The organism is Mycobacterium sp. IDR2000157661 (assembly GCF_022317005.1).
Taxonomy (GTDB): domain Bacteria; phylum Actinomycetota; class Actinomycetes; order Mycobacteriales; family Mycobacteriaceae; genus Mycobacterium.
On record NZ_CP081006.1, the window covers coordinates 3,741,989 to 3,758,571 of the forward strand.

Here is a 16,583-nt window from a genome sequence, read left to right on the forward strand (position 1 = left end):
GACGTATGGCGTTGATCACAACTGGGTACTGGTTGAAAATGGCGTCACCAATCGTCGTGATGGGCGTCTCCGGGTCGGGTAAGTCGGCCGTCGGTGCCGCGCTGGCCCAGCGACTCCGCGTGCCGTTCGCCGACGCCGACGATTTCCATCCGCCGGCCAACATCGAGAAGATGACGGCGGGCGAAGCCCTCAACGATGACGACCGCTACCCGTGGTTGGAGGCGATCGGGGAGTGGCTGGCCGAACGCTGCGCCGATGGCGGGGTCATGGGCTGCTCGGCGCTCAAGCGCAAGTACCGTGACCAACTGCGCCGTCACTGCGGCGAGACCGAATTCCTCCACCTGGTCGGGACGCCGGAAGTCATCAGCAGGCGCCAGTCCAGTCGGCCGGGCCACTTCATGCCCGCGTCGCTGCTGCGATCCCAGTTCGACACCCTCGAACCGCTGGAGCCCGACGAATTGGGTGTCGCCATCGATGTCGATCGGAGCATCGACGCCATCATCGACGCCTATGTCTCTGAATGTGCTTCCGGCTCAACGGAAGCCGGTGACCGGTGAGCTCACGCCTGCACACCGCAGAAACAGCGTTATCACCGTTCCGTGCCGTTGACCAACCCACCGTTGTAACCACCACAGATGTCCCGGATCGACCGGGCGATGGAATTCGGAGGTCTCGTGGAAGCAATTGACCCGGCCTACGGGGCCGGCACGCTGCTGGTGATCGCCGCCGGGGCGGTCGCACTTCTGCTGTTCCTCATCATGAAGGTCAAGCTGCATGCCTTCGTGGCGCTCGTGCTGGTGAGTGTGCTCACTGCGCTGGCCGCCGGGATTCCCGTCGCGGAGGTCCCCGACGCGCTGGCCTTCGGATTCGCCGACACGATCGGCGCCGTCGCACTCTTGGTCGGCTTCGGCGTGATGATCGGCCGACTGCTCGAGATCACTGGCGGCGCACAGGTGCTCGCGGACACCCTGATCGGCCGGTTCGGCGAGAAGCGGGCTCCGCTGGCGCTCGGCGTCGCTGCGTTGCTCTTCGGCTTCCCGATCTTCTTCGACGCCGGCCTAGTGGTGTTCCTGCCCATCATCATCACGGTCGCCCGGCGCTTCGGCGGCTCCCTGCTGCTGTACGCGCTCCCGGCCGCCGGTGCGTTCGCGATCATGCATGCCCTGGTGCCGCCTCATCCGGGACCGGTCGCAGCCGCTGGATTGCTCGATGCCAGCATCGGCCTCACCCTTCTGGTCGGCGCCCCCGTCGCCGTCTTGTCGTGGTACGTGGGTTCCTTCCTGGTTTCGCGCGTGATCGGACGCCGCGTGTTCGTCGACATCCCCGAGGCGTTGTTCGGTGAGATCAACGGGGGCCGAGACGACAAGGACGCCGACGGTGGTGGCGCCCCGGCCGCGGGGGACGGTGGTGGCGCACAGACGCTCACCCGCACCGCACCGTCATTCGCGACGGTCCTCGGTCTGCTGCTGTTGCCATTCGTGCTGATCTCCTTCGACACCGTGCTCAGCACGCTGATCACCGCCGAGGTGATCCCCGAGGACAGCACCTGGGCCCAGTACCTCATGCTGCTGGGCAACACCACCGTCGCGCTGCTGATCACCACGATCGTCGCCATCCTCGTGCTCGGTCTGCGCAACCACACCATGGCCGGCGTCGGCACCATCCTGGACAACGCGCTCGGACCCATCTGCTCGATCATCCTGATCACCGGCGCCGGCGGCATGTTCGGCGGTGTGTTGGAGCTCAGCGGCATCGGCGCCGCACTTAGCGACTCACTGTCCGATCTGGGGATGTCCCTGATCGTGCAGGCCTTCCTCATCGCCACATTGCTTCGGGTGGCACAGGGTTCCGCCACCGTCGCGTTGACAACGACGGCCGGTCTGCTGGCTGCGGCCGTCGCCACAGCAGACCTGTCGAGTCTGCAGCTGACGTGTCTGGTCATCGCCATCGCCGCGGGCGCGACGGTGCTCTCGCACGTCAACGACTCCGGCTTCTGGTTGGTCAGCCGGTTCTTCGGCATGGACGTCAAGACCACGCTGAAGACCTGGACGGTCATGGAAACCACGCTGGGTGTGTCCGCGTTCCTGATCGCGCTGGCGATCTGGATGGTCGCGTGAGACAGATCAGCCCTTGACGACCTGAGTGCCGCCGGCGAGTTCGTCGTGCTTGCCCTGCTTGGTCGGGCTGCCACTGATCGTGACCGCGATGACGACGATCGCGAGCAGACCGAGTAGGCCGCCGACGAACGGGATGATCGGAAGCACCGTCCACGAGTTGCGAATGGCCGCCTGTGCGGCGCTGGGCTTGGCCGCTCCGGACGGTCCGAGGACCCGCAGACCCAGCAGCTTCTTGCCCGGCGTCCAACCCTGCGTGGTCTCGAAAGCGAAGAAGTACAGGAACATCAGCCCACCGGTGAAGAAACCGGTGACCATGATGCTCGACATCGAGTCGGTGAGGAAGGCCAGGAACCAACTGACGATGCCGACGATGATGCCGTCGATCAGCCGGGCGAGCCAACGCACCAGCAAACCACCGGGCGCGCTGCCTGCGGGGCGGCCGCCGCCGTACGGTCCGGGCTGGGGTGCGTATTCTCCGGTGCTCACCCGTGCAATGTACCGGTGAGCGCCGGTATTTCCGTGCGATTCGCTCAGCGCAGGCGGCGGCTCTGGGCCTTGGCCAGCTTGGTCTGGACCTTGGCCTGTTGACGCGCGGTCCTGGCCTGGGCCTTGGCCTGCTTACGCGCCGTCTTGGCCTGGATCCGCGCCGCATCGGCCAGCCCCGCGCTTCGCTTGCGCGCGTTGTCGGCGAGTTCCGGCGCCCGATCGCGCGCCACGTCGGCGAATTCGGCGCTGCGCTTGCGGGCCAGTTCGGCGATCTCAGGACCGCGCTGCCGGGCGACGTCGGCGAGTTCGGCGCTGCGCTTGCGGGCGAGCTCGGCGAATTCCGGTCCCCGTTCGCGGGCGACGTCGGCGAGTTCGGCGCCGCGTTCGCGAGCGATATGGGCCAGTTCACGGCCGCGCTCGGCGCCGACCTGCAGACCGTGGCCGACCTTGTCGGCAAGTTCGCTGTCGCTCAGCGCCCCACCCGCGGCGGCTCCGGCGGGCAGCGCGGCGGTCACTGCCCCGGAGACCCGCTGCGCCGCGTGCCGGCCGCGCCAGCCGAGCGACGGTTTGCCCTCGGTGTCGACGGCGGCGATGATCAGACCACCGATGAGACTGATGTCGGTGATGAAGGCGCGGCGCTCGTCGGCTTTGCGCTGCGGGTCTGTCTCACTCCAAAAGGTATGGCCGCCAAGGCTTCCGGGTACCACGCTGAGGGCCAACGCCGCCGAAGCGACGCGCGGCAGTTTGCCGGTCGCCAACAGGAGGCCGCCGCCGATCTGCACCGCGGCGGTGGCGCGGGCCACCGTTTCGGCGTTGGCGGGGACGTTCGTGCCGACCGGGTCGGGGAGCTTACTGAGCCCCTCGAGCGTGGGACGGGCCGCATCGGCCGCGGGTTTCGGGCTGCGCAAGGCCTCGACTCCCCGGGCGATGAAAGCTGCTGACAACATCGGTCGCGCGATACGTCGGATCAACATGGCCGGGGAGTTCCCGGGTGGCTGCCGTCACAAACGTCAGTATGTGGTGTTCTCGACCTTCCGACTGCGCAGAGGTATCGCGTACCAGAACACGGCGAGCGCCACCAAGCTGAACGCGCCGGCGATCCAGGCCGAGGGGCGGTTGGCGACCGCGTCGAAGATGATCGTCGCCACCCCGGCAAGCGCGATGCCCAGCAACAGCGTGCCGACGATCGCATAGCGGTGCGCCCGGGAGACCACCCTGTCGAGACGGTGTCTGCGGAACAGCACGCGGTGCATGCTCACCGGTGCGATGAGCAGCACGGTGGCTGAAATGGAGCAGGCCACGGTGATGAGGTAGACCGTGCGCATCACCGAGTCCAGACTCGAGAAGCGGTCCGAGAACGGCAGGATGAGCAGGAAGCCGGTGAGCAGCTGGACACCGGTCTGCGCGACCCGCAGCTCCTGCAACAGGCTCGACCAGTTGCGGTCGAGCCGCTCCGCCTCTGTCTCGGCACGGTCGCTGGCCCAAGGCTCGGCGGGGCTCGGCTGCTCGTAGTCCACACCCGATTGTCCCTGACGCAACGACGTCTACGCGGAGTACACACCGGAGTACGTTCGAAACCGTGGCTCTGGTCGCCGGGATCGACTCGTCTACGCAGTCCTGCAAGGTCTTGGTCTGCGACGCCGACTCCGGCGCGACCGTCCGGTCGGCGTCGTCGCCGCATCCCAGCGGTACGGAGGTCGACCCGCAGTCCTGGTGGTCGGCGCTGCAGTCCGCGATCACCGCCGCAGGCGGGCTCGACGACGTCGCGGCGGTGTCGGTCGCCGCGCAGCAACACGGCATGGTGTGCCTCGACGTCCACGGCCAGGTGGTACGAGACGCGTTGCTGTGGAACGACATTCGATCCAGTGAGGCGGCTGTCCAGCTCACGCGGGAGCTGGGCGGGCCGCACGAGTGGGCGAACCGAGTGGGTGTCGTGCCCGTCGCGGCCGTCACCGCGACGAAGCTGCGGTGGCTCGCCGATCACGAGCCCGCGCACGCGGACGCCACGGCGGCGGTGTGCCTGCCGCACGACTGGTTGACGTGGCGGTTGAGCGGTTCGTCGGACATCGCCGACCTCAGCACGGACCGCAGCGACGCCAGTGGAACGGGCTACTACTGCGCGGAGCGCGGCGCGTACCTGCCCGACATCCTCGAGTCGGCCATGCGCGGCAGGCGCCCCGCGGTGCCCGTCGTACTCGGTCCCAACGACGCGGCCGGCCACGCTCAGTTCGGTGCGGTGTTGGGCCCCGGCGCCGGTGACAACGCCGCGGCCGCCCTTGGTCTCGGCGCGCGACCGGGCGACTGTGTGGTGTCGCTGGGTACTTCGGGGGTGGTCAGCGCCGTCGGTGAGGTGGCGCCGCGCGATCCGGAGGGCATCGTCGCGGCGTTCGCGGACGCGACGGGCAGGCAGCTGCCGTTGGTGTGCACCCTCAATGGTGCACCTGTGCTGGGCGCGGTCGCGACGATGCTGGGCGTCGACTTCGACGAGTTCGACCGGCTGGCCTTGTCGGCGCCGCCGGGTGCCGACGGGTTGACCGTTGTGCCCTACTTCGAGGGCGAACGCTCGCCGAACCTGCCGAACGCCAACGGGGCCTTCCACGGTGTTACGACGCGAAATCTGCTGCCCGCCAACATCGCCCGCGCCGCAGTCGAAGGACTGCTGGCCTCGATGTCCTACTGCATCGGCAAGATCACCGACCACGGTGTCGACGTGCAACGCATCATGCTGACCGGTGGGGGAGCCCGGTCGGAGGCGGTGCGCCGGATGGCGCCGGCGATCCTGGGAATGACCGTGCATGTGCCGACACCGGCGGAATACGTCGCGCTGGGTGCTGCCCGGCAAGCCGCCTGGGTGCTCGCGCAGGCGGATGCGCCGCCGCCGTGGTCGTTCGGTATCACGGCGACCTACCACGCCGAGGCAACTCCCGTCGTGCTCGACCAGTATCGGGCGGCGCAACCCCTGACTCTCGGGCAGTGACGCTCCGCTGAAACGGTTCACGACAGCGCGGCCGACGCTGGACCGCCGGCTCGCGGATTGGGCGAGCCGCGTTGTGACCGGCGTCATTGATGGGACCCCGTGACTTAGGGCATGCTAACTTCTTTGCAAACGCTTTGACTAAGGGTGTCCTAACTTCATGACCGATGTCGAATTCTCCTACGACCTCACGCTCGACGAGGTGCGGCGGCGTGCGGCCGTCCTCGAGGCGCTGGAAGCCGACTGGGATCCGGCCGCCGCGCTGGCCGGCGAGCAACTCGCCCACGACCTGCTGTACTCGGGCCTCGACCAGGAGCAGCAGCGCGTATACGACGAACTCGTGCGCGCAGGTGTCCTGCCCGCCAGGACGGTGCGGCATGCTGCCGATTGATCCCACCGCGGACCGGGCGCGGCGGGCGTGGTTCGAGTGCCCGAGCTGTCGCCACGGTTCGGGCTGCGCGGACTGCGCAAGCCGGCTCAACTGTTCGCACCACTGGCAGTACCTACTGAGCAACGAGGCCACCGTGGTGCACCTGCAGTGTCCGACGTGCGGCCACCTCTGGTCGACCGACACGCGCCACCGCCGGGCCGCCTGAGCTAGCGACTCGCTTCGGGCCGCGGCCACGGCGGGCGCGGCAACGACGCCCCGCCGGTCGGCCGCATGCGGTCCAGGGCCACCCGCAGAGGCGACCAGGTCGCGCGCCCACGCCGGGCGACCGCGTAGGCGGTCAGCACCACCTCCGGTTCCTTGAGCGGGAGCACCTTGACCCCCTCGCGGGTCGGTCTGCCGATCGGCAGCAGGCCGACGCCGTAACCCGCCACGATGAGGTCCTCGACGAGGTCGAGGCTGTCGATCTGGTGCGCGATGCGGGGCGTGAAGCCGGCCAGCGCCGCCAGGGTGCGGACCGCGGCCTCGTCAGCGGTGTTGCGCGAGTTGACGATCCACGTCTGGTCGGCGTAGGCGGCGATGTCGGCCGGCCCGCAGGGGTAGCTGTCGGGAACACCGAGACCCCACGTGATCGACCACAACGGCTCGATCTGCAGGATCGGCCCCGGTGAGGCGGGCGCGAGGTTGTAGTCGTAGGTCAGCGCCAGGTCGAGGTCGTCGTCGTTCAGCAGTCGGAACGCCTCGAGGGGTTCGTGCTCGCTGACCACGAATTGCACCTTCGGATGAGCCGCCGCCAGGTCCGCGACGATCGGCAGCAGCGAGACACGGATACCGGTGGCGAAGCCGCCGATCCGAACGACGCCTGAGGGTTCGGCGTCCGGATCGAGGTCCAGTCGCGCACTGTCGACGGCGGCGAGGATCGTCACGGCGTGGTCGGCGAGTCGTCGGCCCGCCGGCGTCAGGCGCACGCGGCGACCATCCGGCTCGATCAGTTGGGCACCGGTTTCCCTTGCCAGAGCAGCGATCTGCTGCGAGACGGTCGACGTCGTGAGGTGGTGGGCGTCGGCGACGGCGCGCATCGAGCCCAGGCGCGACAGTGCGAGCAGCAACTGCAGCCGACGCACGTCCACGGTGTGGATTGTTCAGGAAAGGCGAACGGTATGTCCATCGAAATCACGTGGACGTGAATGGTGGTGCTGCCGTTCAATGCGGGACATGACCGGACAGGTGCGGGCGGGCGCGCTGATGGCAGTGGCGTCGATGCTGTGCGTGCAGACCGGACTCGCACTTGCGGTGACGTTGATCGACCGCATCGGAGTCGAGGGCGCGGCCTGGTTGCGCCTGGCGTGGGCCGGCGTGCTGATCCTCGTCATCGTGCGGCCGCGACGGGCGGCGTTCAGCGGGGCCACCTTCCGCACCTGCGTGGTGCTCGGCGTAGTGACCTCAGCCATCACACTGCTGTTCATGGCTGCGCTCGAGCGGATACCGCTGGGCACGGCGAGCGCGCTGGAGTTCCTTGGCCCACTCGGCGTCGCCGTCGCCCACGGCCGAGGCCCGCACCGCCTGTGGTGGCCGGGATTGGCCGCCGTCGGCGTACTGCTGTTGACCCAACCGTGGGCCGGTGCCGTGGATCCCGTCGGTGTGGTCTACGCGCTCGCCGCGGCCGCCTTCTGGGCCCTCTACATCCTGCTCACCCAGCGCGTCGGTGACTCGGTGGCCGGGATCAACGGCCTGGCGGTCTCGATGCCGGTCGCCGGTTTGGTGGCCACGGCGACGGTCGGGCACTCGGTGCTGCCCCGGATGACGCCCGAAATCCTCCTGATCGGAATCGGGTTGGCGATCCTGCTGCCGGTGGTCCCGTTCGCCCTGGAACTTCTGGCGTTGCGCAGGCTGACCACCGCCGCGTTCGGCACGTTGATGGCGCTGGAACCGGCGTTCGCCATGATGGTCGGCCTCATAGTGCTGCACCAGGTGCCGGGGCCGACGGGCGTGATGGGTCTGGCCCTCGTCGTGGTCGCCGGTATCGGCGCCGCGCGGGCCGGTGCCCGACGGCCGCCCGTGCCCGCCGAAGTCAACTCCTAAGTGTCGATGCGCTTGCGGCGGTACAGCGTGCCTGCCGCCAACAGGACCAGGCTGATCACCAGGATGGCCGTGGCGAGCACGTTGATCTGCGGCGGCACAGCCGCTTTCACCGCCGCGTTGACGTAGAGCGGATACGTCACCGTCGATCCGCTGACGAAATAGGTGATGATGAAGTCGTCGAGTGACAACGCGAACGACAGCATGGCCGCGGCGACGAGGCCGGGCACGATCAGCGGCAGCGTCACCCTGAAGAACGTCCGCGTCGGGCCGGCGCCGAGGTCCAGCGACGCGTCTTCGAGCGTCCAGTCGAAACCGCGCACCCGCGCCCGCACCGTCATCGCGATGAAGCTGACCTCGAATGCGATGTGCGCCAGCACGATGGTCACGTATCCGGTCGCCCAGCCGAGGTCGAGGAACAGCACCAGCAGCGCAGCGCCCATCACCACCTCGGGCGCCGTCAGCGGCAGCACCAGGAACGTGTCGACCGCCCGCTGGCCCCGCCACCGCTGCCGCACCAGGGCGATGGCCACCAACGAGCCGAGCACCAGCGCGACGGCGGTGGACACCGCCGCGACGTTGAGGCTCAACTGCAGCGCCTCGGTCAGCGCGGGATACTTGAACGGGTCGAGCCAGTTGTCGAGCGTGAAACCCTGCCAGGAGTAGTTGAACTTGCCCTGCGGGTTGTTGAAGGAGAACAGCACGATGACGAAGATCGGCAGGAACAGGTACAGCAACACCAGTCCGGCCACGGTCCGCAGCAGGATGTCGCCCCACTTCGGGGACCCCTTGACCGACTTCGCGGTGGTGGCCGGACCGATCGCGGTGGGCGCCGCGGCGGCGTGCAACGGATCGGCGGTCGTCATACCAGATCCTCCGTGCCCAGCGCGCGGGTGTAGAGCAGCACGCCGACCAGGATGATGGCCATCAGCACCATGCTCAACGCCGCCGCCGCCGGATAGTCCTTGACCACCAGGAACTGCTGCTGGATCACGTTGCCGATCATCGTCGTCTGTGTGCTGCCCAGGTACTCGGCGTTGATGAAGTCGCCTGCGGCCGGGATGAACACCAGCAGGCTGCCTGCCAGTAGACCCGGGATCGACAGCGGCAGAATCACTTTGGTGAAGCTGCGGGTGTTCGACGAATACAGGTCCCTTGAGGCTTCTATCAGCCGCGGATCGATCTTCTCCAAGCTGACGTACAGGGGCAGGATCATGAAGATGATCCAGTTGTAGGTGAGCCCGCCGATCACCGCCCAGCTCGTCGACAGCAGTCGCCCGTCGCTGGGCAGCAGGCCGATGGTGTCGAGGGCGCTGACCACCCAACCGTCGTCGGCCAGAATGGTTTTCCACGCGATCGTGCGGATCAGGAACGTCACGAAGAACGGCAGGATCACCAACCCGAGGATCAGGTTCTTGAAGCGGCCTGCCTTGAACGCGATAACGTAGGCCAGCGGGAAGCTCAGCACGATGCACAGCGCCGTCGCGGTGAGGGCGTAGCCGAAGGAGCGCAGGATCTGGTCCTGGAAGCGGGTGAACGCGTCGAGGTAGTTGCCGAAGTCCCACGAGAACGTCAGTGTCGGAAGAAAGAACGAACCGGACGTCGAGGACAGCGACGTGCGTGCCAGCGAGATGAACGGCACCACGAAGAACACCGCGAGGTAGGCAAGCGCGGGCAGGATCATCAGGTACGGCGCGATCCTGCTGCGCCGGCGGCCGCTGGTGGCAACCCCTGCCATCATGCTCCTCACGTCCGCAGCGCCATGGGTTAGGCGCCGGTGACTGCCGCGTACGCGGTGTAGATGTTCTGGGTCAGTTCATCGCTCAGCGGCGACCATGCCTTGCTCCGGTCGAGGATGTCCTGCGGAGGGTTGATCAGCGCGTTGTTCGCCACCCCGGGATCGACCTTGTTGAGTTCATCGGTCATATCCGACAGCACCGGCACGAACTGAGTGAAGGCGATCAACCTGGCGTAGTTCGGTCGGTCGTAGATGTAGTTGATCCACGCCTCGGCGGCGTTCTGATTCTGCGTCGTGTAGGGAATCACCATGGTGTCGACGAAGGTGGTGCCACCGGCGTCGGGAACGATGAATCTCAGATCGGGATCGTCGGCCTGCAACTGCACCACGTCACCCGAATAGGCCTGCGCCACCAACAAATTACCTGCGGCGAGGTCTTCGGTGTAGTCGTTGCCGGTGAAGCTGCGGATCTGACCCCGGTCCTTCTGCTCGCGGACGACGTCGATCGCCTTCTGCACGTTCTCCATCGACGGATCCTGCACGAAGCTGCCTTGGGACAACATGATCATTCCGAGTCCGTCGCGCGCGTCCGAGAACAGGCTCACCCGACCTCGGAAGGCGGGATCCCACAAGTCTTCGACTTTGGTGATGTCTCGACCTGTCGCCGCCCGGTTGTACGCCAGACCGACCAAACCCGACATGTACGGTGCTGCGTAGTTGCCGTCGATGCCGCCGTCGAGCAGATTGCGACGGACATTGCTCTTGTTCGGAACTCCGGAGTCACTGATCTCGTTGAGCCACTTGAGGTTCTGCAGGCGAGCCGCCATGAAGCTGGTCGGTACCACCAGATCGGCGCCGATGTCCTGTTTGCGTGACAACGGTTCTCGGTTCTTGGCGAACCACTCCTCGTTGTCGTTGAAGTCTTCCTTGTAGTCGACGGTGATGCCGGATGCCTGCTGAAAGCCCGCGATGAAGCCGTCGGCCATGTACAGCGGCCAGTTCGACACCCGCACCGTACCGCTGGCGGGCCCGCCGTCCTGGGTGGTGGTGCTCGAGGTGTTGCTCTCCGAACCGCACGCCGTGAGAAGCGACGGGCCGAACGCCAGTGCGGCAGCGGCTGCGGCGCCTCCGCCGATGAAGCGCCGGCGGGACGTGCGGTTGGTGGCGAGGCGGGCCGGCAGGCGGGGGTCCAGTTCGTTCTGGATGGGCATGGCGACTGTGCCTTTCGTCAGGGGTAGGGAAGGGGAGTGCGTCGGTGAGGCCGGGTCGCGTCGCCTCAGGAGTCGTCGAGCATGTCCTCGAGGTCCTCGGTGGTGGGGATGTCGGCCGCGGGCAGCACCAGCGACGCTTCCGGGGCCCAGCAGACGTGCACCTCGTCGCCGGGACGCAGCAGCGGCAGTTTCTGTTCGGGACCGATGTGCGCCACGATCGGTGAGCCGTCCGGGGCAACCAGCGACAGCCGCACCACGGCTCCCTGGAAGGTCAGGTCGGTCACGGTGGCGCGCACCGCCGCGACCTCGCTGCCCGGCGGGTCTTGTGAGAGCGCGGAGACGCGCACCCGCTCGGGGCGGACCATCAGCGTCGCATGCCCGCCTGGCTCGATCGTGGTATCGCCGGGGCGTGCCTGTACTTCCGTGCCGAGCACCTCCACCTCGACGAAGTCGCGGTTGGCGCGACCGGTCCTCCTGCCGGTCCACAGATTGGCCTGGCCGATGAAGCCGGCCACGAACACCGTCGATGGCCGGTCGTAGATCTCGTGTGGGGTGCCGATCTGATCGACGTTGCCTGCGTTCATGACGGCGATGCGGTCGCTCATGGTGAGAGCTTCCTCCTGATCGTGCGTCACGTAGACGAACGTGATGCCGACCTCGCGCTGAATGCGCTTGAGTTCGAACTGCATCGCGTGGCGGAGCTTGAGGTCCAGCGCGCCGAGCGGCTCGTCGAGCAGCAGCGCGCTCGGGTAGTTCACCAGCGCGCGCGCCAGCGCCACCCGCTGCTGCTGGCCGCCGGACAGCTGGCCCGGTTTGCGATCGGCGAAGTCGGTGAGCCGCACGATCTCCAGCAGTTCGCCGACCCGCTTGCGAACCTGGGACTTGTCCAGCTTCTTGCTGCGGGGTCCGTAGGCGACGTTGTCCCACACCGACATGTGCGGGAACAAGGCGTAGTGCTGGAAGACGGTGTTGACGTTGCGCTTGTGCGGCGACACCCTCGAGACGTCGACCCCTTCGAGCCGGATCGCCCCCGCGGTGGGGCTCTCGAATCCTGCGATCATCCGCAGCGTGGTGGTCTTGCCGCAGCCCGACGGGCCGAGCATCGAGAAGAACTCACCCGAGGCGATGGAGAAGTCGGCTTCGGCGACGGCGACGTAATCGCCGAAGCGTTTCGTGACGTGGTCGATCTCGATGACCGGTAGGCCTTTGGCGCGTGCAGCGGTCCCGTCCTGTCCCGACGGGTTCTCGACGGCGGTGGTTCGTGAGCCGGTCAGTGCGGATCCTCCTCGAGCAGCTCCCCGGAATGCTGTGGGTAAACAATCGCGGATAGTCCCGACCTTCGCAAGTGAATCCGCAACGAATTAACATTCCTACAATGGATTCCTTCGTAATCCGTGGAGATACCGCGAGATTCCGCTGGACAGTCGTGCGCGAAACCGGCCGGCCGGCGGGGCCGGCTGGAGCGACGCAGCGCGTGTCGGACCATTTTTTCAGTCCCCACGGCCGTTGATCGGTGGAAACGCCGTTTACCTCGGCCGGGAAGCCGGGTAGTGCAATGGGCATGGCAGCAGTGGACGTATCGGTGTCATCGGACCTCAGCCCCAAGGCGGCATGGGCGTTGGCCTCGGACCTCAGCCGGTTCGACGAGTGGCTGACCATCTTCGCCGGCTGGCGCAGCGAGGTGCCCGCCGACATCGAGGTCGGAACCTGTGTCTCGTCGCTGATCAAGGTGAAGGGGTTCCGCAACACCATCCACTGGCATGTCACCCGCTACGACGAGCCCAAGCAGATCGAGATGGTCGGCCGCGGCAGGCCCGGAATTCGCATCGCGTTGACCCTGTGTGTCCGCGACGACGCCCCGGGTTCGACATTCCAGGTAGTCGCCGACCTGTCGGGCGGGCTGCTCAACACCCGCATCGGCAGGCTCGTCGCCAAAGTCATCGAGTCCGACGTCCGCAAGTCCGTCGCGAACCTGGCCGCGTTGCGCTGATCAGCCCCATTCGTGGTTCATGGCGCGGGTTTCGCACCGCGCCTCGACGGAGTCGATGGGTTGTGGCCGCGGTCGCGACAGCGCGATCAGGACCATCGCGAGCACCGCGGTCACCGCGCCGCCGAGGAAGATGACGAAGAAACTGCTCTCCTGCGGCACGGTCGTACCGCCGACGGTCCGGCTGAGCAGCACGGCGACCAGGGCGGCCGCGGTGGAACTGCCTATGGTGCGGGCGATGGCGTTCATGCTCGTCGCCACCCCGGTCTCGGCGGCGTCGACCTCGCTGACCACCAGTGCGGGCAGCGCGCCGTAACCCAGGCTGATGTAGGCGTTGGCCAGGATCCCGGCGACGATCACCTGCCAGGCCTTGTCGTGTGCGAATGCGATGAACAGAAACCCGGCGATTCCGGCGAGCGCGGCCACCACCAGCACCGGTCGAGCGCCGTAGCGGTCGATGAACCGGCCGCTGACCAGCGCGATCAGGAAGCCGGCGACAGCGCCTGGCAGCAGGTAGACGACGCTGGCCTGCAGCACCGTCGCTCCGAAGCCGTAACCACCTGCCTCCCTTGGCATCTGGACGAATTGCGTCAACCCGAGGAACGCGAAGTACAGTCCCATTCCGACGAAGACGGTGGCGAGGTTGGTGAGCAGGATCGGCCGGCGGGCCAGCATCGTCGTCGACACCAGGGGCCGGCGAGCGCGCCGCTCCCACCACCACCATCCGATCAGGATCACCAGCCCACCCGCGGCGCAACCGAGCGTCGCCGGTGATGACCAACCCCACGCCTGGCCCTGGGTGACCGCCAGCAGCAGCGTCGACAGGCCCGCGGCGAGGCCTGCCGCGCCCAGCCAGTCGATGGTCCCGTCGGAATGGCGCAGCCGTGGGGGCACCACCAGCAGCACGATCGCGATGACGACCACCGTGAACGCGGTGGTCAGCCAGAACACCCGGTGGTAGTCGGCACCGTCGCTCATCAGCAGCCCGACCACGACCAGGCCCGTTCCACCGCCGAAGCCCAGCGTGCCCGACAGGACGGCCATCGCCGGCATGAGCCGGTTCGCCGGGAGCTCCTCGCGCAGGATCGCGATGCTGATGGGGTAGAGCGCATACGACGCTGCCTGCAGGACCCGGCCGACGATCAGCAGCGCCAGCGACGAGGTGACGGCGGCCAGCACCGAGCCGGCCAGGACGACCGCCAGCACCCACAGCAGGACCCGTCGCTTGCTGTGCAGGTCGGCCAGGCGTCCGATCAACGGGGTGGCGGCCACGGCGGCGAGCAGATTCGCGGTGACGGCCCAGCTCACGCCGATGATGGAGGCGTCGAGCTGGTCGGCGATGATACCGAGCACGGGGACCACCGCGGTCTGCAGAACCGCGACGGTGAGCACGACGATCGACAGACCGGCGACCAGCAGTCTCGGCGACGTGACCGGCGCGTGGCTCGTGGCCTGGGGCCGTGACGCGTCGGTGTCGACCACGGCCCGCTCCGATCGTTAGCTCATCTTCGGTTCCTCGATTATGGCCGGTCGGTCCTCGGGTCCGGGGGGAGGGCCGGTGCGCCCGCTGGTGCTGATGAAGTCGTCGAGCAACTCGGCTACCTCGGTGGGCCGTTCCACGTGTGGGAAGTGACCGACGCCTTCGAGCACCTCCAGCCGGCTGTCCGGCCTGAACTGCTGCGCGACGTATGCGTGGTCGACCGGGATGATCCGGTCCTGGTCGCCCCAGATCGCCATGATCGGCGTCTCTGCGGCGATGTGCAGCCGATTCAGGGCGCTGACCGCCTGGCCGCGGTAGTCGACGACCGAGCGCAGCGTGCGCAGGAACGCGTGGCGCGTCTGCGCGTCGGCCAGCGAGGAGTAGGCGCTCCACATCTCGGCGCCTCGGGGCGATTGGATCCCGGCGGTCGAGAACCAGTTGCGCAACCTGTTGCCTGCTGCCAGGACGGCCTGCGGCGCGATGATCGGGAGCAGGAACTCGGCCCCCGGCGCCGACAGCAGTCGAAGCGTCCAGCCCACATCGGGCCCCAGCCCGCCGCTACTGATCAGCACCAGCCGTTGGCAGTAGTCCGGGTGCTGGTAGACGAACTGCATGGCCACTCCGCCGCCGAGCGACTGTCCGACGATCGTCGCGCGGGTGACACCGAGCTCGTCGAGCAGATCACGCAGCCACACCGCGAACGCGCCAAGCGAGTAGTCGCTTCGCGGCTTGTCGGAGCGACCGTGCCCCAGCAGGTCCGGCGCGACGACCCGGTACTTGCGCGACAGCTGCGGCATCACCGCCCGCCAGGTCTCCGAGCTGCCGGCCATGCCGTGGATGAGCAGCACCGTTTCCTCGCCGCTGCCGGCGTCGCGGTATGCGACGCGATCGCCGTGTAGTTCCAGGTACTTGAGCTCGATCATGTGGACCCTCCGCCCTCGTGTGAACTGCCTACCCCGAAATGGTTGCGGTTATCGCCGAATCGCTCGACCGGCAGGTCGGCGCCGTCACGGTGTTCGGCGGCCAGTTGCTCGACCGACATGCCGTCCAGCAGGCGGTCCAGGGCGCCGGTCATCGTCGGACACTCCCGAGCCGGGTGATCGGCCGGGCAGTGCAGCGCATGGGTCAAAAACTGCTGCGCGCCGCGCGCCTGGGCGATGACCTCTTCCAGATGGCCGATGTGCTGCTCGACGATAGCGCGCCACTGTGGGCTGGGGGCGTCGAGGACCGCGGCGGCGGTGTCGAGTGGCAGGCCGAGACGACCGAAGATCTTCAGGAACGCCAGCCGGCGAAGCTCGTCGCGTCCGTACATGCGCCGGCCCGCCACCCGTGACGACGGGGACACCAGCCCGCGCTCGTCGTAGTAGCGCAGCGCCGACGACGTCATCTGCAGGCGCGCGGCCGCCTCACCGATCGGGATGGGGTCCACCCCGCCATTTGACTTCAAGTCGACTTGAACCGGCAAGCTCGGACCATGGATTACTCCGCGGCGCTTCCGGTCAATCACCACGCCGACCACCCCGGGTTCTCCGGAGTGACGGGTGCGCTGTTCGCCCTTGTGTTCCTGGCTGTCGGTCGTGCCAACGCCCGATTGGCCGTCGACGCCGCCGGCGTGACCGGCGACGACCGCGTCGTCGACATCGGTTGTGGCCCCGGCGAAGCGGTGCGGCAGGCCGCGCGCCGCGGTGCGGCGGCAACCGGTGTCGATCCCGCACAGGCGATGTTGCGCACAGCGAGGCTGTTCAGCCGCGGCGACACCGTCGAGTTCAAGCAGGGCACCGCCGAGCACGTGCCGTTGCCCGACGGCTGCGCCTCGGTGGTGTGGTCGCTGGCGACGGTGCACCACTGGAAGGACGTTGGCGCCGGCCTGCGTGAGGCGTACCGGCTGCTGGTCCCCACGGGCAGGTTGCTGGCCGTTGAACGTCAGTCGCCACCGGCCGCGACGGGGCTGGCCAGCCACGGGTGGACCCGCGGGCAGGCCGAATCCTTTGCCGCACAGTGCCGGTCGGCTGGCTTCGAAGCGGTCGAGGTAGTGGGTCGCACGGCCGGGCGCCGCGACGTGTGGGTGGTGCGAGCCAAAAGGCCCTGAGTTCGACCGCTTGACGATCGGCTTGTACCGTACT

18 protein-coding genes are annotated in these 16,583 nt (G+C 67.7%); 7 read left to right on the forward strand and 11 right to left on the reverse strand.

Annotation, left to right across the window (positions count from 1 at the left end; genetic code table 11):
• Nucleotides 1-38: 38 nt before the first annotated feature.
• The gene (locus K3G64_RS19305; RefSeq protein WP_238886574.1) at nucleotides 39-557 is read left to right on the forward strand and encodes a gluconokinase; all 519 of its coding nucleotides are present in this window, start codon (nucleotides 39-41) and stop codon (nucleotides 555-557) included.
• A 117-nt stretch (nucleotides 558-674) separates the two neighbouring features.
• A complete protein-coding gene (locus K3G64_RS19310; protein WP_238886575.1) occupies nucleotides 675-2,117 on the forward strand; it encodes a GntP family permease in 1,443 nt (480 codons plus the stop codon).
• 6 nt (nucleotides 2,118-2,123) lie between these two features.
• Here K3G64_RS19310 and K3G64_RS19315 read toward each other — a convergent pair whose 3' ends face one another.
• From K3G64_RS19315 to K3G64_RS19325, 3 genes are read right to left on the reverse strand one after another with little or no spacing between them, the layout of a single operon-like run.
• Nucleotides 2,124-2,603, reverse strand: coding sequence for an RDD family protein (locus K3G64_RS19315; protein ID WP_238886576.1), 480 nt, complete (start codon nucleotides 2,601-2,603; stop codon nucleotides 2,124-2,126).
• Between the two features lie 44 nt (nucleotides 2,604-2,647).
• Nucleotides 2,648-3,577: a DoxX family protein gene (locus K3G64_RS19320; protein ID WP_238886577.1), complete on the reverse strand. Its 930-nt coding sequence runs from the start codon at nucleotides 3,575-3,577 to the stop codon at nucleotides 2,648-2,650.
• Between the two features lie 36 nt (nucleotides 3,578-3,613).
• Complete coding sequence (locus K3G64_RS19325; protein ID WP_238886578.1) at nucleotides 3,614-4,120, reverse strand: DUF6328 family protein; 507 nt, start codon at nucleotides 4,118-4,120, stop codon at nucleotides 3,614-3,616.
• 62 nt (nucleotides 4,121-4,182) lie between these two features.
• Here K3G64_RS19325 and K3G64_RS19330 point away from each other — a divergent pair, with 62 nt between their 5' ends.
• Together K3G64_RS19330 and K3G64_RS19335 are read left to right on the forward strand one after the other, a co-directional pair.
• The gene (locus K3G64_RS19330) at nucleotides 4,183-5,580 is read left to right on the forward strand and encodes a xylulokinase (protein ID WP_238886579.1); all 1,398 of its coding nucleotides are present in this window, start codon (nucleotides 4,183-4,185) and stop codon (nucleotides 5,578-5,580) included.
• 157 nt (nucleotides 5,581-5,737) lie between these two features.
• Entirely contained in the window at nucleotides 5,738-5,968 is a 231-nt protein-coding gene (locus K3G64_RS19335) for a DUF6400 family protein (RefSeq protein ID WP_238886580.1), read from the forward strand.
• Between the two features lie 206 nt (nucleotides 5,969-6,174).
• On the opposite strand, the gene K3G64_RS19340 is transcribed toward K3G64_RS19335, so the two are convergent.
• Nucleotides 6,175-7,095: a LysR family transcriptional regulator gene (locus K3G64_RS19340; protein ID WP_238886581.1), complete on the reverse strand. Its 921-nt coding sequence runs from the start codon at nucleotides 7,093-7,095 to the stop codon at nucleotides 6,175-6,177.
• Nucleotides 7,096-7,180: 85 nt separating this feature from the next.
• On the opposite strand from K3G64_RS19340, the gene K3G64_RS19345 reads away from it, so the two are divergent.
• The gene (locus tag K3G64_RS19345; RefSeq protein ID WP_238886583.1) at nucleotides 7,181-8,047 is read left to right on the forward strand and encodes an EamA family transporter; all 867 of its coding nucleotides are present in this window, start codon (nucleotides 7,181-7,183) and stop codon (nucleotides 8,045-8,047) included.
• On the opposite strand, the gene K3G64_RS19350 is transcribed toward K3G64_RS19345, so the two are convergent.
• The 4 genes from K3G64_RS19350 to K3G64_RS19365 all read right to left on the reverse strand — a co-directional run bounded on the left by K3G64_RS19350 (nucleotide 8,044) and on the right by K3G64_RS19365 (nucleotide 12,096).
• Nucleotides 8,044-8,910: an ABC transporter permease gene (locus tag K3G64_RS19350; RefSeq protein ID WP_238886585.1), complete on the reverse strand. Its 867-nt coding sequence runs from the start codon at nucleotides 8,908-8,910 to the stop codon at nucleotides 8,044-8,046. The two genes, K3G64_RS19345 and K3G64_RS19350, sit on opposite strands and share 4 nt — an antisense overlap.
• On the reverse strand, nucleotides 8,907-9,782 hold the full coding sequence (locus K3G64_RS19355; RefSeq protein ID WP_238950828.1) for an ABC transporter permease: 876 nt from the start codon (nucleotides 9,780-9,782) through the stop codon (nucleotides 8,907-8,909). The genes K3G64_RS19350 and K3G64_RS19355 overlap by 4 nt, the downstream gene beginning before the upstream one ends.
• Nucleotides 9,783-9,811: 29 nt before the next feature.
• A complete protein-coding gene (locus K3G64_RS19360; protein WP_238886587.1) occupies nucleotides 9,812-10,993 on the reverse strand; it encodes a polyamine ABC transporter substrate-binding protein in 1,182 nt (393 codons plus the stop codon).
• 65 nt (nucleotides 10,994-11,058) lie between these two features.
• Nucleotides 11,059-12,096 carry an ABC transporter ATP-binding protein gene (locus tag K3G64_RS19365; protein ID WP_370646997.1) on the reverse strand — a complete coding sequence of 346 codons (1,038 nt, stop codon included), beginning with the start codon at nucleotides 12,094-12,096 and terminating at the stop codon, nucleotides 11,059-11,061.
• Between the two features lie 458 nt (nucleotides 12,097-12,554).
• Here K3G64_RS19365 and K3G64_RS19370 point away from each other — a divergent pair, with 458 nt between their 5' ends.
• On the forward strand, nucleotides 12,555-12,983 hold the full coding sequence (locus K3G64_RS19370) for a type II toxin-antitoxin system Rv0910 family toxin (RefSeq protein WP_238886589.1): 429 nt from the start codon (nucleotides 12,555-12,557) through the stop codon (nucleotides 12,981-12,983).
• Here K3G64_RS19370 and K3G64_RS19375 read toward each other — a convergent pair whose 3' ends face one another.
• The 3 genes from K3G64_RS19375 to K3G64_RS19385 are packed head-to-tail and all read right to left on the reverse strand — an operon-like array spanning nucleotide 12,984 to nucleotide 15,889.
• The gene (locus tag K3G64_RS19375) at nucleotides 12,984-14,462 is read right to left on the reverse strand and encodes an MFS transporter (RefSeq protein WP_238886591.1); all 1,479 of its coding nucleotides are present in this window, start codon (nucleotides 14,460-14,462) and stop codon (nucleotides 12,984-12,986) included.
• A gap of 15 nt (nucleotides 14,463-14,477) precedes the next feature.
• Entirely contained in the window at nucleotides 14,478-15,383 is a 906-nt protein-coding gene (locus K3G64_RS19380) for an alpha/beta fold hydrolase (RefSeq protein WP_238886593.1), read from the reverse strand.
• A complete protein-coding gene (locus K3G64_RS19385) occupies nucleotides 15,380-15,889 on the reverse strand; it encodes a helix-turn-helix domain-containing protein (RefSeq protein ID WP_238886594.1) in 510 nt (169 codons plus the stop codon). The genes K3G64_RS19380 and K3G64_RS19385 overlap by 4 nt, the downstream gene beginning before the upstream one ends.
• Nucleotides 15,890-15,934: 45 nt before the next feature.
• On the opposite strand from K3G64_RS19385, the gene K3G64_RS19390 reads away from it, so the two are divergent.
• A complete protein-coding gene (locus K3G64_RS19390; protein ID WP_238886595.1) occupies nucleotides 15,935-16,549 on the forward strand; it encodes a class I SAM-dependent methyltransferase in 615 nt (204 codons plus the stop codon).
• Nucleotides 16,550-16,583 lie beyond the last annotated feature (34 nt).